The sequence below is a fragment of the Asaia sp. As-1742 genome (assembly GCF_011753235.1).
Classification (GTDB): Bacteria; Pseudomonadota; Alphaproteobacteria; order Acetobacterales; family Acetobacteraceae; genus Asaia; species Asaia bogorensis_B.
Genome location: NZ_VWWA01000005.1, coordinates 179,593 through 201,576 on the forward strand (window position 1 = coordinate 179,593; position 21,984 = coordinate 201,576).

The window sequence follows — 21,984 nt, forward strand, 5'->3', positions numbered from 1 at the left end:
GTACCGGGAGCAGCCTACCCTTGGCAGGGTGAGACATTTGTCCTGACCCCTGCCCGTTATGGCAGGCAAGGGCCTGGAACTCAGAACCTCTGCGAAATACCAGTCAGGATGGTACGACGCAGGCCGTATTGGGGTGCCCCGACGCCGATGCCTGATCCGTCGCGGATCTGGTAGCTCTTGTCGAACAGGTTCAGCACATCGAGACGCAGTTCGGTGCGCTTGAGGAATGGCACGCGGAACAGATCCTTGAAGGACTGGACCAGCGAGAGGTTGAACGTGGCATAGATCGGGACAGAGCGGCCATTGGGCACCACACCATCGGCGCGCAGGCCGCTACCATAGACCATCGAGGCCGAAACACGGGTGGGGTGGCCCGTGTGATAGAAGAAGGAGTAGCTCCCCCCTGCGGACGCCGTCCAGCGCTGGTCATGATCGAGATGGATCCAGCGGTTTTGGACATAGGCAAGATCATCCGGGTCCATCGTCCACTGTGCGGTGGTGATGTCCTTGCCGATTGCCCGCGACCAGGCCGCATTGCCGTAGAGCGAGAGCGGGCCATGCTCGTAATTCGTCGAGAGCTCATAGCCATTCACCTGCCCGCGGCGATAATTGAACGCCGAGAGGATGATCGGTGCGCCAAACTGACCTTCATCGATCATGTTCTTGGCGAGCTTCACATAGGCATCGAAAGAGGCGTGCCAGCCGGGCAGAATGGACTGCGTTACGCCAGCATCGAAGTAATGGTCGCGCTCCGCCTTGACCGTATTGTTCTGCAAGGTCTGCGGCTCGTTGGATGTGCCGACATATTTGCTGAGCGAGGTATTGGCGACGAGTTCGAAGGGCGGGGGGGTGAAATAGCGCGAATATCCGGCATGAACCACGCCACCCCGCCATGCACGCCACACGATATTGATGCGCGGGCTGACCTGTTTCGAGTGCGTGTACTCATCGACACCGTCGAAGCGCAGACCGTAATTGATTGTCAGATCACGCAACGGGCGCCACTCATCCTGAGCGTAGAGCCCGTACATCCAGCCGGTGCGGCCGCTGCCATCGTGCACATTCTTGGTCGTGCCATCATAGATGGGTGTGCCGTCATCCTCGGCCCCCGTCTGCTGATAGACGATGGAATCCGTCTTGGAGCTGTTACGCTCGACATAGACCTGATAACCGAAGCGCACCGTATGCTGGTGATTGGCGTGCCATGTGACATCAGTTTGCGAGCCCGTCGAGAAAACCGAACGCGCTGCGTGCTGGCTGATTCCGTTATACACAAGATCGCCCAGCGGGTCTGGCGAGTAGCCAAGCGACGAGTAGCGCGTGATAACCGAACTCTGCAGGCTGACCTTGCCCATGTCTTTCTGGAGCGAGAGGATACCGAAATCGGTGATCTCTTTCTGGCGCTCGTTCAGGCTGGCGCTGTCCACGCTGCCATAAACCTGTTGTGACAGGGCTGAATCCAGGAAGCTCGGATTGGCAAACTGGCGTTGCTGACCGGGGTTGTTGGGCAGTTGATACTGAGCGTTCGATACCCCTCCGGTGAGGCTGATACGGGTATTCTCGTCGGCCGTGTAACGCAGATGACCGAGCGCATGATACTGGTTGCTCAGGTCGTGGATCGGGTTGAAGCTCGATGTCGGGTTTTCAACACCGACCCGGTTATGAACGAAGTCGCCGGTCGCAAAGAAATCCCATTTCCCGGCGTGGCCGCCATATTGCAGCGACGGGAAGAAATAGTCGCGCGCACCACCATAGATCGAGGCATCGCCACCCGGATCGGCGCTACCGTTCTTGGTGGTGATGTCGATCACACCGGCTTGCAGAAAACCATATTCGCTGGGCAGCGCGCCGGTGGTGAGCGAGGCGGAATGGGCAAAGCGAGTCATCAACGCCTGGCCGAAAACGCTCAGCCCTTCAGGAAGCTGCACGCCATCGAGGCGGAACTGGACCTCGTTGTGATCGCCGCGCACATGGATCTGGCCAAAGCTGTCCTGCGCGACGCCAGGTGCCTGAAGGAGAAGTGTGTTGAGCGGTGCATTATCGCCGCCCGGGTTGTTTTCGATATCACGGCGGGTGAAGCGATAGGTTGTCGCACCCGTGGAGGATTGCAGAGAGGAGCGGATTTCATCGAGACGCGCATTGACGATGATATGCTCTTCCTTCTGGGCGTTCACGCCCTGCGAGGCTGTATCACCCGTGTTATCAAAGGAGGTTCTGGACGCCTGGTCGCTCGTTGGCGTGCCAGACTGGGTTGTCACGGGCGTCACAACCGGGGTCGTCGTGGTTGAGGAGGGCACTGCAGTCTGCGCATGAACGGGCGTGGTGAGCGCCAGAACCGAGCATGACAGAAACAGGCAGGACGACCACAGGGATCGGGATGACATCATGACTACCCAACAGGTTGAAGGCGGAACAAATCGCCTTCGTTCCTATTCTGTATGATATAACATAACAACTCTTTCTTAATCTCCGTCCACTGGCTCTGTTGCGAACTGTGACAAATTGGCGACAGGTGAGGGGGGCAGCCGAAGGGGGATACAGCCCTCCTTATGAAAAGCATTTTAAGGACGAAGCCGCATCCGTCGCATAGCGTTTCAAGCAGGTCGTCCCGTCCTGATCGAGGTGAATCCCGCCATGAAACGCCGGTCCTTTCTTTCTGCTGCTTCCGTTGCACCGCTGCTGGGGGTGGCTGGCCCGGCCCTCGCCTCAGGCAATGCCGATGACGGGACGAGTTCGAGCGGTGAATTCGAGATTGTCGCCAAATTTGTCGGACCGGGGCCATCTGGCGTTGCCGTGCTTCCCGATGGCCGCATGTTCGTCAGCTTTCCGCGTCACGCCGATAACCATGCCGGTGCCACCCTGGGTGAGGTCAAGGGGGGCGTGGTGGTGCCCTATCCGTCAGCCGAGTTCAGCCTCCCATCCGACATGGCCCCGGCAGATCGCCTGATGTCTGTCCATGGCATCGCCCATGATTCTGCCGGACGGCTATGGGTGATCGATGATGGCAAGCTCGCGGGCCACGACATTCCTGAAGGGGCGGCCAAGATTGTTTGCATCGACCCGGTAAGCAACCGCGTCACGCACAAGATCCTGCTCAAATCCCCGGTCATGCTGCCGAACAGTCATATGAATGATCTGCGCGTTGCGCTGTCGGTCGGTGCCAAGGGAACCGTCTTCGTGACGGATTCCTCGTTCGGCGATGAGCCTGCCATGATTGTTGCGGATATTGCGACTGGCCAGACCAAGCGGGTTCTGGCGCATCATGTTTCGACCCAGGCCGTACCGGGGTTCATGGCAATTGTGGAAGGAGAGCCCAGACGCTACGTGCCGCATCATCCCCAGATGGTGTCAGGTGGGGCGGATGGTATTGCCTTGCTGCCTGACGAATCCCGCCTGTATTACGCACCGCTGACAAGCCGTCGCCTTTACAGCATACCGACGCGCGCACTGGCCGATCAAAGCCTGTCGGATGAGGCCTTGGCTGCCCAGATACGGGATGAGGGCGAAAAGGGCACAGCCGATGGCCTATGTTTCGATCAGCATGGCCGGCTCTATACCACCAATTACGAGCATGATTGCATCCTGCGCCGTGATCCTGACGGGTCGTTTGCCATGGCTGTCAGGGATGCGCGTATCCTGTCACCTGATGGCATCTGTGCCACGCGGGACTGGATCTATTGTACGCTTGGGCAGTGGAATCGCCTGCCGTCATTTAATGAGGGCCATAACCGGCGTGAGCCGCCTTATCTGCTGATCCGTTTTCCCGTTGATCCGATCAAACCGCTCGATGCAATGCCGGGGAAGGCGGGTTAGCCTAATCATGATTGTGGCAAGGAAGCGGTAACCGGGTCAGAACCTGACCCGGCTAGGCTAGATTGGGATGTCTGTGAACAATCACAGGCGGTCGATCATTCAGCCGGCGGCCGGCGGCTGATCCTGTTCGCTGGTGTGCTGATCGACCACGCCGGGAATGAACTGGGCGAGGGCCGGCAGAAGAGCTCCTGCGGGGAGTCCGGTTTTTGACACCAGCATCTGGATCTGCTCGTCGGTCAGGAGCGCCCTCAATTCATCCGCTGAGATGGGCAGATTTTCGCCGGAGCCGATCCAGGAGCGAACCTTGTCCTCAAGCCCGGCGCGGCGTGCCTGTTCGACAAGCGTCTGGATCCCTTGTTCGCTGGTCAGGTACTCACCGACACTGCCACCCAGCTTTTCCTTGAGTTTGTCACCCATGGACCCGATGGCAGAATTGATCATTGATCCGAAAAAACCACTCAAACCTTCTCTCCAGATTTTACGCTCCGCCAGAAATCAGGCCGAGCGCCTTACGTCCTTGTCGATCTGCGGCATCTCGATATCGATTTCGAGCACTGAACAACCGTCATGGCCGCCATCGAGCTTGACCTGAACCTTGTCCTGATCCACTGCTACATGGCGCTTGATCACCTCAAGGATCTCGCGATGTAACTGACTGATCAGCTCAGAGTTGCCGCTACCCGAGCGTTCATGCGCCAGCAGGATCTGAAGACGATCACGTGCAACGGCGCCGGTGTTGCGCTTTGCAAATAGTCCGAACAGGCTCATGCGACCCTCTTCTTGAACAGCCACTCGAGAAGGCCTTTCCGCTCGAGCGGGATCTGGATTTCAAGCTTCTCGCCCTGCAGGCGTCTGGCTGCATCAAAATAGGCGCGAGCCGGGGCGGACTCAGAATTTGACAGGGTTACTGGCGCACCGACGTTGGAAGCACGCAGCACTTCCTCGCTCTCGGGGATAATGCCCAGCAGCGGGATGGAAAGAATTTCGAGCACGTCTTCCGTATTGAGCATCTCGCCCTTGGCCGCGCGGGATGGATCGTAGCGCGTCATGAGAAGATGCTTCTCGACTTTCTCTCCCCTGGTCGCTTTTTCTGTCGTGCTGTCGAGCATCCCGATGATGCGATCGCTATCGCGGACGGAGCTGACTTCGGGGTTTGTCACGACCACAGCGATATCGGCATGATACATCGCCATCTGGGCACCGCGTTCGATCCCTGCAGGGCTGTCGCAGATAATCCAGTCGAATTTCTCGCGAAGCTCTTCGATAACCTTGGCCACCCCTTCGGAAGTGAGGGCGTCCTTGTCGCGGGTCTGCGACGCTGGCAGAATGGACAGCGTCTCGACGCGCTTGTCACGTATCAGTGCCTGCGAGAGTTTGGCGTCCCCCTGGACCACGTTGATGAAATCAAAAACAACGCGGCGCTCGGCCCCCATGACGAGGTCGAGGTTGCGCAGGCCAACGTCGAAATCGATCACGACGACGTTCTGTCCTGACTGGGCCAGTGCGGCACCAAGTGCTGCTGTCGTGGTCGTCTTGCCGACCCCGCCCTTACCGGATGTGACTACCAGCACCTTAGCCATGTGCGCTCCACCAAACTTCCAGGGAATACGTCGCTTTTTCGTTGTGCGACCAAAAGCAATACTACTGAGGAAAGGGCGTGTGCCGCAATCATCAGATTGCAAATAGTTTCGTTTAGCCCAGCCGTATGACCATCACGTGGTCTTCGCTCAGCAGGGCCTGTGCGGGCTGGTCGTAAAGCTCAGCCTCGATCTCCTCAGCAATCTTATAGAAGCCATCGATAGCGAGGAGTTCAGCCTGCATCCGGCTGGCGAATATGCGGGCATCCGGCTGGCCACCGACACCGGCGATGGCGCGGCCCCTCAAGGCTCCGTAGACATGGATCGACCCACCGGCAACCAGTTCCGCGCCCGAGGCAACGGAGCCAAGAATGACGATATCGCCATCCAGATGGGTGATGCTTTGCCCGGATCGGATCGCACGCTCGATGATAAGGCTTTCGGCGCGTTGGGTCACAGGGCTTACGGCAGGGGGCGCATCGCTTCCCGCTGTGGGAAATTCGACCGCACCACTCGCGCGACCGCCCTCAAGTGTTGCCGGCCACACCCAGTGTTCCAGCTGTGCCCAGCTGCGATCAGCATTTTCGATGCCGATGATGTGGATGCTGCGCGCTTCCAGCGCCTGTTGTAGCGCGCTCAACCCTTCCGCATCGGAAGACAGCAGGCCAAGATCGAGAATCACAGGACGGCCGGCAAAGAAACCGACCGAGCGGGCAATCTGGTTGTCCAGCCCCAGCAGCCAGTCTGCCAGGGGGGCTTCAGGAGACAGGACGAGGGCGAGGAAGGAACGTCCGCGTGCCCGGATGCGCATTGGCGCGCTCTCGCGGACAGGGTCGGTTTCAGCGCAGGTCATCTGGTCTGTCATGATCGGGGATCGCTCTGATGGACCCTGAAGAAACAGGATCGAAAATGGGGCGGTGGAATGACGTAGCTCTCTTGCTTCGCGGCGGGCCAGACGCTTAAGAATAAAGCATGCGCATTTTGTATCATCTGCCGCTCTCGCCGCAAAGCCGTCAGGTCAGGCTCGTTCTTGCCGAGAAACGGTTACCCTATGAACCCAAGACCGAAAAGGTCTGGGAAAACCGTCCTGAATATCTCGCCTTGAACCCGGCGGGCGATGTCCCGCTTCTGGTCGAGGAAAACGGCCTATCCATCCCGAATGCGTGGGTGATCTGCGAATATCTTGAGGAGGCTTATCCCGACACGCCTCTCATGGGGCGCACCCTGGCAGAGCGCGTCGAGGTCCGTCGCCTTATGGCATGGTTCGAGGGCAAGTTCGGCCATGAAGTGTCGCGCAATCTTCTGGGTGAAAAGGTCGACAAGCGTCTGGCCGGGCGCGGCAATCCGGATGGGACGGCCCTGCGTGCAGGCTATGCCAATATGCGCTTTCATCTCGACTATATCGGGTGGCTGGCCGAAACACGTGCCTGGCTGGCAGGCAACATGCTCTCGATGGCCGATTTTGCGGCAGCAGCGCATCTGTCCTGCCTCGACTATATTGGAGATATCGACTGGTCGAAGGCACCTGCGGCCAAGGACTGGTATGCGCGCATGAAATCACGTCCAAGTTTCCGCTCCCTGCTCAATGACCGGGTCAACGGATTCAATCCGCCCGCGCATTACGCCGATCTCGATTTCTGAGCGACGCAGGGTAACAGATGAACAATGTGTTTGATGCGGTCGTTCTGGGCGCCGGCGCTGCCGGGCTCATGGCGGCGGCGGCAGCCCGCAAGGGTGGAGCGTCGGTAGCCATTCTCGACCATGCGTCCGAGCCCGGCCGCAAGATCCTGATCTCAGGGGGTGGGCGCTGCAATTTCACCAACCTGGATGCACGCGCCGAGAACTTTCTCTCTGCCAATCGTCACTTCATGCGCTCTGCTCTGGCTGGCTATACACCGCGCGATTTTCTGGCCCTGGTCGAGCGCCATGGGATTGGCTGGCAGGAGAAAGCGGAAGGCCAGCTTTTCTGTGCCGAGTCGGCCCGTGACATCGTGACGCTGCTGCTGCGGGAGGCCGAGGGCTGCGCGCTCTACCTCGACACGCGCATCCAGTCGGTCACCAAAGGCGAGACTTTCGTCGTCAGGACAGACCGGGGTGAGATCGAAGGCCGCAACCTTGTCCTGGCAACAGGGGGGCTTTCCATACCCAAGCTTGGTGCGACCGATCTCTCGCTGCGTCTTGCACGGCAATTCGGGCTGGATGTAGTGCCGACGGTGCCTGGCCTCGTGCCTCTTACGCTGGAGACGCCGCTGCCCGATCTCGCTGGCGTGTCGCTGCCTGTTCGCGCCAGCCTTGGCAAAGCCGGATTCACGGATGGGATGGTGTTCACCCATCGAGGCCTTTCCGGCCCGGCGATATTGCAGATTTCTTCCTATCAGGACGGGCCGCTCGATGCGCCGCTGATCGACATGATGCCCGGCAAGGATGCCCGCGAGGCGTTGGGTGCCATCAAGAAGGCACGACCTCGCGCCGAGCCTGCCTCGCTGCTGGCGGACCTGCCGCAACGTCTGGCGCGTCATATTGCGGGGATCAGCCTCGCGGATGTGACCTGCACCCTTGCAAACCTGCCAGACAAACGGATTGCCGAGCTGGCTGCCCGGATTGCGTCCTGGCGGCCCCGGTTGTCGGGTACAGAGGGTTACGCCAAGGCCGAGGTCATGAAAGGCGGGATCGACACGCGCGCGCTGTCGTCCAAGACCATGGAGGCCCGCGATGTGCCGGGTCTCTTCGCGATTGGCGAGGCGGTAGATGTGACCGGCTGGCTTGGCGGCTACAATTTCCAGTGGGCGTGGTCGAGTGGCGTGGCCGCGGGCCGGGCGATCGCTGCGAGGCGCTGAATAGCGAACCCTTACGTCTGTTCAGCGTCATGGCAGAACATCATGCGCTGACAAGGCTCAATGCCGGGCTGTGGGCGCGTCGTATCAGGAGATCATCTCATGAATCCGTGCATTGCCATCCTCGCCACAGATGGCGTCGAGGAGTGTGAACTCGTCCAGCCACGTCAGGCTCTTGAGGCAAATGGCTTCAGGACGCTGGTCGTCGCTCCCCAAAAAGGCACGATCCAGTCCATGAAGGGGGACGTGCACCCGGCTTCGACCATCGAGGTCGGTGCGACCATAGGCGAGGCTGCCGACATGGAGTTTGCTGGCATCCTTCTCCCTGGCGGGACAACAAATCCTGACGCGCTGCGTATCAACGAGGCCGCAATTGCGTTCCTGCGCGGGTTTGTTGCTCAGCAAAAGCCGATTGCAAGCATCTGCCACGGTGCATGGACCCTGATCGAGGCAGGTGGCGTCAAAGGCCGCACCCTGACGTCGTGGCCGTCACTTCAGACGGATCTGCTCAATGCCGGGGCAAACTGGGTTGATCGCGAGGTTGTGGTCGATGCCAACCTGGTCACATCGCGCAATCCCGACGATCTCCCGGCATTCTGCGAGGCGCTGGTGGCGCAATATCGTGACAAATCCGCCTGAAAACTGCCTTGTTTCTGCGTCGTTCTGATCGATGAGAAAGCCGGCGACTTACGGAGCCCGCGAGCAAACAAGAAAGGTGTAAACCATGACGAACCCGACCAATTTCAGACGCTCTGCCCGTGTTCTTGGCGGGCTTGCAGGACTGCTCTTGCTTGCCGCCTGCGAAGGAACGGCGGCACCGGGTCCCACGCCACCTGGAACGCAGGTCGTGGGATACGGATACACCTGCAAGGCTGGAATCTACACCTGCAAGATGCCGACACAGGTGCCGCTGGGCAACCCATGCTCCTGCCCCGGCATCGGTGCTGCTTCCTACGGCAATATCCACTGATCATGGCTGAAGGGCTCCCGATGCCGAACATTCGCAACGGGGGCCATTTTCTGCGCTGTGATTTATTCTTTCCTCGACGGATAACCTGACAGGCTTCGCGACGAAGCATCTTCCGCTATTCCTATTTTGTTCCTATACAGGGGAGTAAAGCGGAGCCGGATTTGTCGCAGGATTTTTTCAGTTTTTTCCCTTGGCTGGTTGCAGTTGTTGCATTGGCTGTAACGGTGTTTCTGTGGTCACGGCTCTCACGCCGTGGGACAGACAGGGACCTTCTCTCGCGCATCTACGTGCTGCTTGAGCGTGATGCGGCCGAACGTGGCAGTGAGAGCGAATTTCATCGCAATGCCCTGATCGAAACCGAACGGGTTTTGTCCTCGCGTCTCGAACAGCAGCGCAGCGATATGAGTGATCGTCTGGCCGGGCTGAGTCATCGCCTTGGTCAGGAGCTTGCTGAAACGCGGCTTGCCCAAGGGCAGATGCTGCGCGACATGATGCGCGAAAATGCAGAGCAGCTTGCCCAGATCCGGGCCTCGGTCAGCGAGCAACTGCACGTCACCGTCGAAAAACAGATGCAGACCTCGTTCCAGCGTGTTGTCGAGCAGTTTTCAGCCATGCAGAAGGCCATCGGCGAAGTGTCCGCCGTGACAGCCCAGATTGGCGATCTGAAACGACTGTTCGGCAACGTCAAGACGCGTGGCGGTTGGGGTGAAGCCCAGCTGCGCGCGATACTGGACGATATTCTGCCCGCCGAATCCTACGACAGTAACTACCGGATTGGCGATGGTGGTGAAGTTGTAGAGTTCGCCCTGCGCATGCCGGTGCGCAGCGCCACGCCACCGCGCCTTGCCATCGACAGTAAATTCCCCACCGAAGCTTATGAGCGTCTGATCGATGCGGTGGATCGCGCCGATCAGGCAGCAGAGCGTATCGCGCGGCGCGCCCTCGACAATGCGGTGCGTCTTGAAGCCCGCAAGATTGCCGAGAAATATATCCATCCACCGCTTACCGTTGAGTTTGCCGTGCTCTACCTGCCAACGGATGGGCTCTACATGGAGGTTGCGCGCATACCGGGGCTGATCGATGAGGTCGGGCGCGTGCACCGGGTCATTATCATGGGGCCCTCCCTCATTCCTGCCCTGCTGCGTACAGTCCATCTCGGATATGTGACATTGGCGCTGGAGGAACGCACGGACGCCATCGCAAGGCTTCTGGGGCTCACCCGGCAGGAAATGCTGCGCATGGATGGCGTTCTTGAAAAACTCTCACGTGGCGCGGGTGCCATGAGCAATACAATCGATGAAGCGAGGCGGCGCACACGTGTTCTGGGACGCAAGCTTCGCGGGCTTGACGGGCAGGGGCCGGGTGACGACCTCGAAACACTGGATGAGCTTTAAGCTGAATTTTACTATCGAAGCGGGGCAGGATTGGGCAGAAATGACACCATGAAACCGGATCATAGTCTCTCTTCTGCTTCGCCAGAGTTGTCTCCAAAAACACGCATCCTGTTTGTTGAGGATGATGACACGCTTGCGAAGGAAGTTGTTGAGGAACTGGCGGCTCGCGGCTTCGCCGTTTCGCATGTCTCCACTGGTCAGGCCGGGCTCGAAGCAGCGACGAGCGATGCATATGATCTGATGGTTCTCGATCGCATGTTGCCGCTGCTCGACGGACTTTCGGTTATCGAGAAGCTTCGCCATCAGAACATTCACGCGCCTGTGCTGGTTTTGTCCGCTCTCTCAGCCGTGGATGATCGTGTGACCGGTCTCAAGGCCGGTGGCGATGATTATCTCACCAAGCCATTCGCCATGGATGAGTTGGTAGCGCGCATTGAGGCCCTGCTGAGGCGACCCAATGACACGCGCGCGACAACGCTGCGCGTCGGGCCGCTGGACATGGATCTGATCGACCGTACCGTCACCCGCGAGGGACGGGAGATCGAATTGCTGCCGCGTGAGTTCCGCTTGCTCGAATATCTGATGCGCAGGCCTAACCAGGTGCTCACCCGAACCATGCTGCTGGAGGATGTCTGGAATTACCGTTTCATCCCCCAGACCAATCTGGTTGACGTGCATATCGGCAAGCTGCGTCGCAAGGTCGATGCCACCGGTGAAACGCCGCTGATCCACAGCATCAGAGGATCGGGGTTCATGCTGCGTGTCGCTCTCTGACAATCCACGCTTTGGCGTTTTCCGTACCGCGACCTTCCGCCTGACGCTGGCTTTCGTGGCCGCCATCATTGGCGGCATGGTGCTGCAATTCGTTCTGCTTTTCGTGCAGATGACGCATTTCGAGGCCGAGCGATCGAGCGGTATCCTACATCGGGAGGCCGATGTACTGGTGCAGGAAACGCCTGAGCGTCTGGAATATCAGGTACGTGAGCGAGCGAGCAACGAACTGCGCGTGGTGATCAACTGGGCCGGATTGTTCGATGGTCACTATCACCATATCGCGGGCGACCTCAAAGCCTGGCCCGAAGGGCTGGAGGTTGATGGCAAGGTTCACCGCCTGACGCTCTCACCCACAGATGATGCGCCCTACGAGATGCGTTTTCTGGCGGTCAAGGTGCCGGGCGGCCGCATACTGGTGCTGGCCCATTCGCTGCACCTGTTGTCCGAACTTCACTACATGATACGGCGTGGCGCGCTGCTGTCGGTCTTCCCGGTTGTCATGTTTGCGCTTCTGACAGGCGTGGTGCTCAGCCATCGGGCGCTGGCCCGCGTCAAGACCATGCACGAGGCTATAGATCGTATCATGCAGGGCGATGTGCATGAGCGTCTGCCCGCAGCGCGCGAGCGAGATGAGCTTGAGCGTCTGGCAGGCTCGGTCAACAGGATGCTCGACCGCCTCGAATACCTGATGGATGAGATACGCGATGTCGGTAATGACATCGCCCATGATCTGCGCACGCCTCTCTCACGCGTGCGCGCTCGGCTGGAGCGCGCGACATCGAGCCCCCACGATGCCGATTATCTGAATTCGGTGATCGAGCGCGCGACGATGGACCTCGATCAGTGCTTTTCGGTCATCACAGCGCTGCTGCGCATTGGCGAGATCGAGAATGGCCGGCGTCGTGCCGGGTTCGGGTACGTCAATCTCGCTGATCTGGTGGCGGACATCGTCGATCTCTACGAGCCGATTGCTGAAACCAATGGTCTTGTGTTGACTAATGTGGTCGCGCCGGTGCTGCCGCCGTCCGCACTTACCCGACCGGGCGAGCGTATTCCTGATCCGATGATCACATTCGGTGATCGAGACCTGTTGGTGGAGGTGTTGGCCAACCTGCTCGACAATGCGATGAAGTTTACACCCTCAGGCGGGCGTGTCACGATCTCGGCCTTGCCAGGGCCGGGGGTGATCCATCTGCGGGTTGCCGATACCGGCATCGGTATTCCGCAAGCGGAACGAGAGGCCGTCCTCGGGCGTTTTTACCGCTCGGACAAAAGCCGTCATGTTCCCGGCAGCGGCCTCGGGCTCAGCCTCGTCATGGCCATACTGAGGTTGCATGGGATCGATCTGGCGATTGCGGATGGTGATGGCACGACCGATCGCCCGGGTTGTGCCTTTGAAATGGTGTTTCAGGTCTCGGAGCCGCCTGAAACTGCCTGCTGACAATACCGCCTGTCGGGCGCCACTCTGGAAAAGCCCGTGGCTCAGGCGCTCTCATGATGGCAGGATTTCTCCTGCACGGCGTCGCCCCTTCTGCGCCGGGGACGTTGAAAGCGCCAATACAGAGGGGGCGACAACTGGCTAGGCTGTGTGACGAGCGTATGAAAGGTTGTTCCAGTTTGGAACTTAAAAGGAATTTTCCTTGTCGGCGTCCGGCGTAGTTGTATTTCTGGCTGTAACAGGAAAAGGAATCTCCTTGATGATATCGGGAAACGGATGGGGGCTCCTCATGCCGAGTGATCAGCACAGGCGAAGGGCAGTTTCCATGTTGCGTTGCGGGTCGGTTGCATGAATCAGGTTGTCATCACCGCGCTCAAGCGACCCTATACCTTCGTTGTCCTGTCCATCTTCATCGTTATTTTCGGTGTCCGTTCGGTCCTCAAGACGCCGACAGACGTTTTCCCGAACATCAACATCCCTGTCGTAGCGATCGTCTGGTCCTATCTGGGCCTGATGCCTGAGGATATGTCGGGGCGCGTCGTCTATTACTACGAACGAACCCTGACCACGACGGTCAATAATATCGAGCACATCGAAAGTGGCTCCTATTATGGTCGTGGTATCGTCAAGGTGTATTTCCAGCCCGGCACGGATACCTCGGTTGCACAAACCCAGATCACCTCGGTATCGCAGACGGTCATCAAGCAGTTGCCCACCGGAGCGACGCCTCCGCTGATCCTGGCCTACAATGCCTCATCGGTGCCGGTGCTCACGCTCCAGATCAATTCGGACAAGCTGAACGGCTCCGAATTGTATAACATGGCGTCCAATCTGATCAGACCGCAGCTTGTCTCTGTGGCAGGTGTCTCGATACCGAACCCGTATGGCGGTCTTGCGCCTTACATTACGGTGGATATCGATCCATCCAAGCTGATGGCCCATAATCTTTCTGCCGTTGATGTCAGCACAGCGCTCAACAAACAGAATATCGTGTTGCCTGCGGGCGATCAGCGCATTGGTCCGTTTGACTACATGGTGCGTACCAACGCCCAGCCGCGCGAGGTGGAGACCTTCAACAACCTGCCGCTCAAGCAGGTTGGCAATTCTGTCGTCTATCTGCGTGATGTGGCTTATGTGCATCGCGGGGGTCCACCACAGGCCAATATGGTGCTGGTGAAAGGCCGCCAGGCCGTGATGATGGTCATCATGAAAAGCGGCGATGCCTCGACACTTGATGTGGTGGCTGGCGTCAAGAAGCTTTTGCCTCAGGTGATCGAGACCCTGCCCAAGGGGACAAGCATCAAGATCCTGACCGATGCCTCGGGCTTCGTTAAGGATTCGGTTGAGGACGTGGTGCGCGAGATGATCATCGCCGCGCTGCTGACGTCCCTCGCTGTGCTGCTCTTCCTGGGATCGTGGCGGTCTACCCTCATCGTGGCGACCTCTATTCCGCTCGCCATTCTGTGCTCCGTGATCGGACTGGGTCTGGCCGGTCAGTCGATCAATGTGATGACGCTTGGCGGTCTGGCCTTGGCGGTCGGTATTCTCGTTGATGATGCGACCGTCATGATCGAGAATATCGACGCCCATCTGGAAATGGGCAAGGATCTGGAAATGGCCATCATCGATGCGGCCAACCAGATCGTGGTGCCGACCTTCGTCTCGACAACCTGTATCTGTATCGTCTGGCTACCGCTTTTCGAGCTGACGGGCGTGGCAGGGTGGCTGTTCATGCCGATGGCCGAGGCCATTATCTTCGCCATGATCGCCTCGTTCATCCTGTCGCGAACGCTGGTGCCGACCATGGCCAACTGGATGCTGGCAGCGCAGGTCGCCGCGCATGAGCATGGTGATGACGGCAAGGAGCCGGGATTTTTCGGCCGCTTCCAGCGCGGCTTTGAGAGCCGGTTCTTTCGCTTTCGCGAGCGTTACAAGATCGTGCTTGCTGCCCTGATCGAGGAGCGCGTGAAGTTCGTCCCGTTCTTCATGGGACTATCGATCCTGTCCACGGGGCTCTACTACTTCGTGGGTGAGGATTTCTTCCCTGAAATCAAGTCCGGCACGCTGCAGCTCCATATGCGTGCCCCCATTGGGACGCGTCTGGAGGAATCCGGCAAGATTTCCGTGCTGATCGAGAAGAAGATGCACGAGATCCTGCCCGGGCAGATCGACGCCGTACTGAACAATTGCGGCTTGCCGTTCTCTCAGTTGAACCAGGCCTTCATCCCGACCCCCACCGTGGGGACCGAGGACTGTGATATCACCGTCTCGCTCAAGAATGATGAGAGCCCGACCGCCGAGTACCGTCGCAAGATACGCGCCGGTCTGATCGAGGCCTTTCCCGGCACACAGATCACATTCCAGCCTGCCGACCTCACGGCCAAGATCCTGAATTTCGGGCTGCCTGCGCCGCTGGACGTGCAGGTTGTGGGCCGCGACCTTTACGGCAATTTCGCCTTTGCCAAAAAGCTCCGCCGCAAGCTGGCCACGATCCCGGGCATCACCGATGTCTCGATCCAGCAGCCTATGACGCAGCCTACGCTCAGCATCAACGCGAAGCGGAGCTTTGCTCTGGGCACCGGTATTACCGAGCAGGATATCGCCCAGAACGCGCTCGTCGTGCTCTCGGGCTCGGCGCAGGTCGGGCAGGTGTACTTCCTGAACAGTTCAGGCGTCGCCCAGCTGATCGACGTGCAGACGCCTGCGAATTATCTGCAGACGCTCAATGATCTCAAGACCGTGCCGATTGACCGCGGTGACGGCAACCCGACCAATGCCCAGCCCCAGCTTCTGGGCGCCCTGTCCGAAATCGAGCAGACGGGGACCCCGGCGGAGGTTGCGCATTACAACATCATGCCGGTGTTCGATATCTATGCATCGAATGAGGATATCGATCTGGGCACAGTCGCAAAGTCGGTGCAGCGCGTCGCAGATTCCATGAGGTCCGAATTGCCGCGCGGCTCGCATCTGGTGGTGCGTGGTCAGGCTGTGACGATGACAGATGCCTATTCGCAGCTGATTATCGGTCTCGCGATGTCGATCACGCTTGTCTATCTGATCATTGTCGTGAACTTCCAGTCCTGGCTGGATCCGTTCGTGATCATCACGGCATTGCCAGGCGCACTGGGCGGCATCGCCTGGAGCCTGTTCCTGACCCATACATCGCTGTCGGTGCCCGCCTTGACGGGAGCCATCATGTGCATGGGTACAGCCACGGCCAACGCCATTCTGGTCATCTCCTTTGCGCGTGAGCGTATGGAGGTGCACGGCGATGCGCTCAAGGCGGCGCTCGAAGCGGGTTATGAGCGTATCCGCCCCGTGCTGATGACAGCACTGGCCATGATCATCGGCATGGTGCCGATGTCCATAAGCAATTCCGACAATGCCCCGATCGGCAAGGCCGTGATCGGTGGCCTGCTGGTGGCGACGGCGGCGACACTCCTGTTCGTCCCCTGTGTTTTTGCCATTGTCCATTACAGAAAGCCGCGTGAACGCGGAGATGAGGGAGCCCACGCATGACCCAGCACCCAAAACAAGGTGCCGAGCCGAACCGCAAGCGGGGCCGCCTTATCATTCTTATCGTGCTGGGTGTTGCCGTTCTTCTGGCGGTCTGGGGCATCGTTGAACGCTCGATGCATTACAGTGCCCTGCGTGAAGAGGCCGATGACAATGCGCGTGCCCGGGTGAGCCTGATCAATCCGCAGCCCAGCCCTGCCGAGCGTCATCTCGATCTGCCCGCCAATCTGGCCGCATGGTATCAGGCGCCGATTTATGCGCAGGTCTCTGGCTACGTGAAGATGTGGTACAAGGACTACGGAGCGCACGTGAAATCGGGCGATCTGCTGGCCGAAATCAGTACGCCAAGCCTTGACGCCCAGTACGAGGCCGCCAAGGCCAACTACAATGTGGTTCTGGCACGCTACAAGCTGGCCGTGATCACCGCCAAGCGCTGGGCTGATCTGCGTGACACGCAGGCTGTGTCTCGTCAGGAAGTCGACGTGCAGGCTGCCAACGCTGCGGCACAGAAAGCACAGGTTGACCAGGCACAGCATGAGGTCGAACGCTTCGAAGCCCTGGAGAACTTCAAGCGCATCGTGGCACCGTTCGACGGTATCGTGACCTCGCGTCTGGTGAACGTGGGCGACTATGTGAATGCAGGCGGGGGTGATCTGAACTCCCGTGGCAGTGCGTCAGAGCTCTTCACCGTGGCTGACACGCATCGCATGCGTGTGTTCGTCTCGGTGCCGCAGGATTATGCAGCTGTGATTTCGGACAAGCTCGCGGCCAAGCTTACCCTGCCGCAATTCCCCGGGCGCGTTTACAATGCGAGCTTTCTGGCGACAGCGCAGGCTTTCAACGCCGCGACGCGAACGGTCACCACCGAGCTGGAACTGGACAACAAGGACGGGTCGCTCTGGCCGGATTCCTATGCCACTGCTCATTTCACCGCTCCGGGCGAGCCCGGTGTGCTGATCGTGCCGGTCAACGCATTGATCTTCCGGGCCCAGGGTACGCAGCTTGCCACGGTGGTCGATAACCGTATCCACCTGATCGATGTAAAGACCGGCATCAACTATGGCATGACGATCCAGATCCTTGGTGGAATTTCGGACAAGGACCAGATCGTAGCCAACCCCACGGCGGATATGCTTGAAGGCGATGAGGTCAAGGTGGTGCCTGCAACCCGCGGCTATAATGATGCGACTGCTGCCCCACGCAAGAACGTGGCGCCGGCACCGCATCAGCCTGCACCTGAAGACGATGATGGTGGCAACGAGAATGGAGCGCGCCGATGAGCGCGAGCGCCAGACGCCGCGCCCTGCGCGGCAGTATCGCAGGGGCCGTATTCTGCCTTGCCCTGCTTTCGGGCTGCGATCTCGCGCCGCATTATCAGGCCCCGAAATTCATCTATCCCGATGGGTGGAAAGGGAAGGGCGTTCTGGTGGATGCCAAGCCGGCCGACGATGTGCCCAAGGGTAAATGGTGGGAGGTCTTTCATGACGCCCAGCTGAACGCTCTTGAGGAGAAGATGCTGGCCTCCAATCCCGACCTGCAGGCTCAGGCGGAGGTGTTCACCCAGTCACGCGACATCGCACGTGAGACAGAGGCGCAACTGGCGCCACAGCTCAATGGCTCAGCGGGGATGTCGAACAACAAGACGTCGCTCACCCGTCTGTGGCGCGGGGCCAATGCCAATTCGCCGACAACCGAGTCGAGCGTGTTCTACAGTGGTGCCGCGACATGGGAGCCTGATTTCTTCAGCCGCATCCGTAATTCCACACGTATGCAAAAGAACATGGCGCAGGCCAGTGCGGCCGACTACGCCAATCTGCGCCTGATGCTCGAGGCGGAGCTGGCATCGAACTATCTCGGGTTGCGCGGGCTGGATGCCCAGTATGCCGTGTATGCCGACTCGATTCGCTATTATCAGACCGCCGTGAAGATCACCCAGCTTCGTCAGGCAGGAGCGATTGCGGCGGGGCTCGACGTTTCACGAGCCGAAAACCAGCTCTTCGCCACGATGGCCTCTCAGAGCAATGTCCGCGCCCAGCGTCAGGTGCTGGAACACGCCATAGCGGTGATGGTGAACACCGTGCCCGGCAGCTTCCATATCGCCCCCTCCACGACGCAGGTCCTGCCTTATTCCATCCTGCGTATTCCGAGCGGTCTGCCCTCCCAGCTTCTGGAGCGACGCCCCGACATTGCCTCCGCCGAGCGTAATCTGGCGGCGAATAGCCGCGCCATTGGCGTCGCGCGGGCCGCGTTCTACCCGGATGTCACCTTCAGCCTGAATGGTGGCTTCATGAATAACGGTTTCGACCTCGCAAGCCTTGGTAACTCGATGTGGAGTTACGGCGTGCAGGCCGTGGAGCCGTTGTTTACCGGGGGCTTGCGTCGTGCGGCCTTGCAGCGTGCCTGGGCCCAGTATCGCGAAAGTGCCGATCATTATCGCTCTACCGTTCTGTCCGCTTTCCAGGATGTGGAGGACGGCCTCTCACAGACAAGTGCCTTTGCTGACCAGCAGAAGCAGCAATATGCGGCGGTGGACGCCGCGTTGCGAACGCAGCGCATGACGATGGCGCTCTACACGGGTGGGCTGACCAATTACCTCGACGTGGTTGTGGCGCAGCAGGCGGCCCTTGTAGCGCGTATTGATGCGGTTCAGGCCCAGACCATCCAGCTTCAGGCCAGTGTCCGCCTTATCAAGGCGCTTGGCGGTGGTTGGGATCGTTCGGCCCTGCCTTCGGTCAAGTCCATCGACCCGTTCGGTGTGCTGCAATATGACGGGCTGCATCACCCGCGGCCCGCAGGCGATGTGGACACACGCAACAGCGCCAGCGATGTGAACCTGACCGGTGCGACACCTGCCGTGCCGGCGGTGACTCCCCTGTCGGCAACGAGCACTACGCGATGACGAAAGACTTGACAGCCCCGACCGCGGGGCGTTAAGGGGCCGCTCCCATTCGGAACGCGGGAGAGGCATGAGCGATCGCAAGATCGCAAACGCCTCACTGGAACCGCGGTTCGGGCAAACCATCAAGGAGTCCCGGATATGGCCAAAAAAGTCGTTGGCTACATCAAGTTGCAGATCCCGGCAGGCAAGGCGAATCCGTCGCCGCCAGTCGGTCCGGCCCTGGGTCAGCGCGGCCTGAACATCATGCAATTCTGCAAGGAGTTCAACGCCAAGACGCAGACCCTCGAGCCTGGCATGCCGATCCCGGTCGTTATCACGGCCTATGCGGATCGTACGTTCAGCTTCGTCACCAAGACCCCGCCGAACACCTACTTCCTGCTCAAGGCCGCCAAGGTCTCCAAGGGCAGCCAGACAGTCGGCAAGGCTGCCGCTGTTGGTTCTGTCACGACCGCGCAGCTGCGCGAGATCGCTGCAGAGAAGTTCAAGGACATGAACGCGAATGACATCGACGGCGCTGTGCGCATGCTGGCCGGTTCGGCCAAGTCGATGGGTCTGAACGTGGTGGAGGGCTGATCCTATGGCCAAGAACAAGAGGCTGAACGCCGCCCGCGCGACGGTTGACACCGACAAGCAGTACGACCTGTCCGCAGCTGTTGCCCTGGTCAAGGGTAACGCCAAGGCCAAGTTCGACGAGACCATCGAAATCTCGCTGAACCTCGGCATCGATCCTCGCCACGCTGACCAGATGGTTCGTGGTCTGATCTCGCTGCCGAACGGCACGGGCAAGACCCTGCGCGTTGGCGTGTTCGCCCGCGGCCCGAAGGCTGAAGAAGCCACGGCAGCCGGTGCGGAAGTCGTCGGCGCAGAAGATCTGGCCGAGAAGATCCAGAACGGTGAAATCGAGTTCGATCGCTGCATTGCGACCCCGGACATGATGGCGCTGGTCGGTCGTCTGGGTAAGATCCTCGGCCCGCGTGGCCTGATGCCGAACCCCCGTCTGGGCACGGTGACCATGGACGTGAAGGGTGCCGTTCAGGCAGCCAAGTCCGGCCAGGTCGAGTACCGCGCCGAGAAGGCCGGTATCATCCATGCCGGTATCGGCAAGGCTTCCTTCGGTGAAGACAAGCTGGTCGAGAACATCAAGGCTCTGGTCGATGCCGTCCAGAAGGCTCGTCCGACTGGCGCCAAGGGCACCTATCTTAAGAAGGCAGCCCTGTCTTCCACGATGGGTCCGGGCGTGCGCGTCGACGTGACGTCGTTCACGGCCTGATTTGAGAGATGACACCGTGCGGCCTGGCCGTGCGGTGGCGCAGGGGCGGGGGAAATTCCCCTGCTTCCGAACCTGTCCGAGACCGGGCGTACTGTTCCAAGGGGCAGTCTAAGGGATCTTGAGAGAGATCCGCGAGCGGGAGACGGGGCGCCAGCAGACAAGGGTGGGGCAACCTGCCGGAATGCTGGGTTCCGATTGAATGGACAGGCGAGCGGTACTTTTCCGATTGCGGGGAAGTGCCATGGGTAACCCGGTCTGGAAGCCAAGGTTTCCGGACTGACGAGGAGAATGGATTTGGACCGTCAGGAAAAACGGGCCTTCGTCGAATTCCTCGCCAACGTGTTCAACAGCACGTCCATGGTTGTCGTGACCGAAAACAAAGGTCTCACGGTAGCTGATGTGACGGAGCTGCGTCGACGCGTTCGTGCGGCGGGTGCGACGTACAAGGTTGCGAAAAACCGGCTGGCCAGCCTCGCTCTGCATGGGACCCAATTCGACGGGATTCTTCCGCTGCTGAAGGGCCCGACCGCGCTTGCGTGGTCTGAGGATCCGGTTGCAGTCGCGAAGGCGATCGTCGAGTTCGCCAAGACGAATGAGAAGCTTGTGGTGCTCGGTGGCGCCCTTGGTAGCCAGACGCTTGATGCGAATGGTGTCAAGGCTCTTGCCGCACTGCCGTCGCTGGACGAACTGCGTGCGCAGCTGGTGGGTATGATTTCTACCCCCGCTACGCGTATCGCAGGCGTTGTCCAGGCTCCGGCCGGCCAGCTTGCTCGCGTTTTCGGCGCCTATGCCAAGACCGGCGAAGCCGCCTGAATTGTCTTACGCAGCACCGCTCCTCTTCAGGAGCGCGGGTTGTGAATCGAAAACCAGTTACCATATAGGACCATCATCATGGCCGATCTGAACAAAATCGTTGACGAACTGTCCGCTCTGACCGTTCTCGAAGCTGCTGAACTCTCGAAGCTGCTCGAAGAGAAGTGGGGCGTTTCCGCTGCTGCTCCGGTTGCCGTTGCTGCTGCTGGCCCGGCTGCTGCCGCTGCTCCTGCTGAAGAGCAGACCGAGTTCACCGTGATCCTCGCCGAAGCCGGCGACAAGAAGATCAACGTGATCAAGGAAATCCGTGGCATCACGGGCCTGGGTCTGAAGGAAGCCAAGGACCTGGTCGAAGGCGCTCCGAAGACCGTCAAGGAAGGCGTTTCCAAGGACGAAGCAGCCAAGATCAAGAAGCTGCTCGAAGACAACGGCGCCAAGGTCGAAGTCAAGTAATCAAGCCCACGAACCGCGCTTCGCTTTTGGGCGGGGCCGGTTGTGGATTGAGACAGGTCAGGGCGGAAATCCTTTCGGGTTTCCGCCCGATTTGCCGTTGCGGACAAACCCTGTATAAGGGCCGGTTGTCACGCAACAACAATTTGAATTCACGGTACCGGTCGTTCCGGTCGCCCGCCATGACAGGCTTCCTGCCATGTGGACGACCCGAAGGTCTGGTGCGAGAGGGCAGG

At 59.6% G+C, this 21,984-nt stretch carries 20 protein-coding genes; 15 read left to right on the top strand and 5 right to left on the bottom strand.

Features of this window, described 5'->3' with window-relative positions; translation table 11 throughout:
• Nucleotides 1-80: 80 nt before the first annotated feature.
• Complete coding sequence (locus F3J08_RS10150; RefSeq protein ID WP_240149270.1) at nucleotides 81-2,387, bottom strand: TonB-dependent receptor; 2,307 nt, start codon at nucleotides 2,385-2,387, stop codon at nucleotides 81-83.
• Nucleotides 2,388-2,634: 247 nt separating this feature from the next.
• Here F3J08_RS10150 and F3J08_RS10155 point away from each other — a divergent pair, with 247 nt between their 5' ends.
• Nucleotides 2,635-3,813, top strand: a complete 1,179-nt coding sequence (locus F3J08_RS10155; RefSeq protein WP_166929723.1) for an SMP-30/gluconolactonase/LRE family protein — start codon at nucleotides 2,635-2,637, stop codon at nucleotides 3,811-3,813.
• A gap of 99 nt (nucleotides 3,814-3,912) precedes the next feature.
• Here the strand turns inward: F3J08_RS10155 and F3J08_RS10160 are convergent, their stop codons facing one another.
• The 4 genes from F3J08_RS10160 to minC form a co-directional block, all read right to left on the bottom strand.
• Complete coding sequence (locus F3J08_RS10160) at nucleotides 3,913-4,275, bottom strand: YidB family protein (RefSeq protein ID WP_166929725.1); 363 nt, start codon at nucleotides 4,273-4,275, stop codon at nucleotides 3,913-3,915.
• A gap of 33 nt (nucleotides 4,276-4,308) precedes the next feature.
• The gene (minE, locus tag F3J08_RS10165) at nucleotides 4,309-4,581 is read right to left on the bottom strand and encodes a cell division topological specificity factor MinE (RefSeq protein ID WP_122038864.1); all 273 of its coding nucleotides are present in this window, start codon (nucleotides 4,579-4,581) and stop codon (nucleotides 4,309-4,311) included.
• A complete protein-coding gene (minD, locus tag F3J08_RS10170; protein ID WP_166929727.1) occupies nucleotides 4,578-5,393 on the bottom strand; it encodes a septum site-determining protein MinD in 816 nt (271 codons plus the stop codon). The genes minE and minD overlap by 4 nt, the downstream gene beginning before the upstream one ends.
• Before the next feature lie 112 nt (nucleotides 5,394-5,505).
• On the bottom strand, nucleotides 5,506-6,255 hold the full coding sequence (gene minC, locus F3J08_RS10175) for a septum site-determining protein MinC (RefSeq protein ID WP_240149271.1): 750 nt from the start codon (nucleotides 6,253-6,255) through the stop codon (nucleotides 5,506-5,508).
• 107 nt (nucleotides 6,256-6,362) lie between these two features.
• Here minC and F3J08_RS10180 point away from each other — a divergent pair, with 107 nt between their 5' ends.
• The 14 genes from F3J08_RS10180 to rplL all read left to right on the top strand — a co-directional run bounded on the left by F3J08_RS10180 (nucleotide 6,363) and on the right by rplL (nucleotide 21,751).
• Entirely contained in the window at nucleotides 6,363-7,031 is a 669-nt protein-coding gene (locus F3J08_RS10180; protein ID WP_023979024.1) for a glutathione S-transferase family protein, read from the top strand.
• A 17-nt stretch (nucleotides 7,032-7,048) separates the two neighbouring features.
• Complete coding sequence (locus F3J08_RS10185) at nucleotides 7,049-8,227, top strand: aminoacetone oxidase family FAD-binding enzyme (protein ID WP_166929729.1); 1,179 nt, start codon at nucleotides 7,049-7,051, stop codon at nucleotides 8,225-8,227.
• Nucleotides 8,228-8,326: 99 nt separating this feature from the next.
• Nucleotides 8,327-8,863: a type 1 glutamine amidotransferase domain-containing protein gene (locus F3J08_RS10190; protein WP_166929731.1), complete on the top strand. Its 537-nt coding sequence runs from the start codon at nucleotides 8,327-8,329 to the stop codon at nucleotides 8,861-8,863.
• Nucleotides 8,864-8,948: 85 nt separating this feature from the next.
• Nucleotides 8,949-9,194 (top strand): hypothetical protein, encoded by a 246-nt coding sequence (locus F3J08_RS10195; protein ID WP_122038860.1) that lies wholly within the window; start codon nucleotides 8,949-8,951, stop codon nucleotides 9,192-9,194.
• Nucleotides 9,195-9,355: 161 nt separating this feature from the next.
• The gene (locus F3J08_RS10200; protein ID WP_370458711.1) at nucleotides 9,356-10,588 is read left to right on the top strand and encodes a DNA recombination protein RmuC; all 1,233 of its coding nucleotides are present in this window, start codon (nucleotides 9,356-9,358) and stop codon (nucleotides 10,586-10,588) included.
• Between the two features lie 48 nt (nucleotides 10,589-10,636).
• Nucleotides 10,637-11,362 carry a response regulator transcription factor gene (locus F3J08_RS10205; protein WP_166929733.1) on the top strand — a complete coding sequence of 242 codons (726 nt, stop codon included), beginning with the start codon at nucleotides 10,637-10,639 and terminating at the stop codon, nucleotides 11,360-11,362.
• On the top strand, nucleotides 11,349-12,803 hold the full coding sequence (locus F3J08_RS10210) for a sensor histidine kinase (RefSeq protein WP_370458712.1): 1,455 nt from the start codon (nucleotides 11,349-11,351) through the stop codon (nucleotides 12,801-12,803). The genes F3J08_RS10205 and F3J08_RS10210 overlap by 14 nt, the downstream gene beginning before the upstream one ends.
• Before the next feature lie 345 nt (nucleotides 12,804-13,148).
• Entirely contained in the window at nucleotides 13,149-16,319 is a 3,171-nt protein-coding gene (locus F3J08_RS10215) for an efflux RND transporter permease subunit (protein WP_166929734.1), read from the top strand.
• The gene (locus F3J08_RS10220) at nucleotides 16,316-17,596 is read left to right on the top strand and encodes an efflux RND transporter periplasmic adaptor subunit (RefSeq protein WP_122038855.1); all 1,281 of its coding nucleotides are present in this window, start codon (nucleotides 16,316-16,318) and stop codon (nucleotides 17,594-17,596) included. The genes F3J08_RS10215 and F3J08_RS10220 overlap by 4 nt, the downstream gene beginning before the upstream one ends.
• The gene (locus F3J08_RS10225) at nucleotides 17,593-19,215 is read left to right on the top strand and encodes an efflux transporter outer membrane subunit (protein ID WP_166929736.1); all 1,623 of its coding nucleotides are present in this window, start codon (nucleotides 17,593-17,595) and stop codon (nucleotides 19,213-19,215) included. The genes F3J08_RS10220 and F3J08_RS10225 overlap by 4 nt, the downstream gene beginning before the upstream one ends.
• A gap of 138 nt (nucleotides 19,216-19,353) precedes the next feature.
• Complete coding sequence (gene rplK, locus F3J08_RS10230) at nucleotides 19,354-19,788, top strand: 50S ribosomal protein L11 (protein WP_023979014.1); 435 nt, start codon at nucleotides 19,354-19,356, stop codon at nucleotides 19,786-19,788.
• A 4-nt stretch (nucleotides 19,789-19,792) separates the two neighbouring features.
• Nucleotides 19,793-20,485, top strand: a complete 693-nt coding sequence (gene rplA / locus F3J08_RS10235) for a 50S ribosomal protein L1 (RefSeq protein WP_166929738.1) — start codon at nucleotides 19,793-19,795, stop codon at nucleotides 20,483-20,485.
• Nucleotides 20,486-20,779: 294 nt separating this feature from the next.
• Nucleotides 20,780-21,298 (top strand): 50S ribosomal protein L10, encoded by a 519-nt coding sequence (rplJ, locus tag F3J08_RS10240; RefSeq protein ID WP_062165691.1) that lies wholly within the window; start codon nucleotides 20,780-20,782, stop codon nucleotides 21,296-21,298.
• A gap of 78 nt (nucleotides 21,299-21,376) precedes the next feature.
• Nucleotides 21,377-21,751, top strand: a complete 375-nt coding sequence (gene rplL / locus F3J08_RS10245) for a 50S ribosomal protein L7/L12 (RefSeq protein WP_023979011.1) — start codon at nucleotides 21,377-21,379, stop codon at nucleotides 21,749-21,751.
• The last annotated feature ends 233 nt before the right edge of the window (nucleotides 21,752-21,984 follow it).

Coding starts and splice junctions, on each gene's coding strand:
- F3J08_RS10150 (WP_240149270.1), bottom strand. CDS start 2,387: ATGATGTCATCCCGATCCCTGTGGTCGTCCTGCCTGTTTCTGTCATGC.
- F3J08_RS10155 (WP_166929723.1), top strand. CDS start 2,635: ATGAAACGCCGGTCCTTTCTTTCTGCTGCTTCCGTTGCACCGCTGCTG.
- minE (WP_122038864.1), bottom strand. CDS start 4,581: ATGAGCCTGTTCGGACTATTTGCAAAGCGCAACACCGGCGCCGTTGCA.
- minD (WP_166929727.1), bottom strand. CDS start 5,393: ATGGCTAAGGTGCTGGTAGTCACATCCGGTAAGGGCGGGGTCGGCAAG.
- minC (WP_240149271.1), bottom strand. CDS start 6,255: ATGACAGACCAGATGACCTGCGCTGAAACCGACCCTGTCCGCGAGAGC.
- F3J08_RS10180 (WP_023979024.1), top strand. CDS start 6,363: ATGCGCATTTTGTATCATCTGCCGCTCTCGCCGCAAAGCCGTCAGGTC.
- F3J08_RS10185 (WP_166929729.1), top strand. CDS start 7,049: ATGAACAATGTGTTTGATGCGGTCGTTCTGGGCGCCGGCGCTGCCGGG.
- F3J08_RS10190 (WP_166929731.1), top strand. CDS start 8,327: ATGAATCCGTGCATTGCCATCCTCGCCACAGATGGCGTCGAGGAGTGT.
- F3J08_RS10195 (WP_122038860.1), top strand. CDS start 8,949: ATGACGAACCCGACCAATTTCAGACGCTCTGCCCGTGTTCTTGGCGGG.
- F3J08_RS10205 (WP_166929733.1), top strand. CDS start 10,637: ATGAAACCGGATCATAGTCTCTCTTCTGCTTCGCCAGAGTTGTCTCCA.
- F3J08_RS10215 (WP_166929734.1), top strand. CDS start 13,149: ATGAATCAGGTTGTCATCACCGCGCTCAAGCGACCCTATACCTTCGTT.
- F3J08_RS10220 (WP_122038855.1), top strand. CDS start 16,316: ATGACCCAGCACCCAAAACAAGGTGCCGAGCCGAACCGCAAGCGGGGC.
- F3J08_RS10225 (WP_166929736.1), top strand. CDS start 17,593: ATGAGCGCGAGCGCCAGACGCCGCGCCCTGCGCGGCAGTATCGCAGGG.
- rplK (WP_023979014.1), top strand. CDS start 19,354: ATGGCCAAAAAAGTCGTTGGCTACATCAAGTTGCAGATCCCGGCAGGC.
- rplA (WP_166929738.1), top strand. CDS start 19,793: ATGGCCAAGAACAAGAGGCTGAACGCCGCCCGCGCGACGGTTGACACC.
- rplL (WP_023979011.1), top strand. CDS start 21,377: ATGGCCGATCTGAACAAAATCGTTGACGAACTGTCCGCTCTGACCGTT.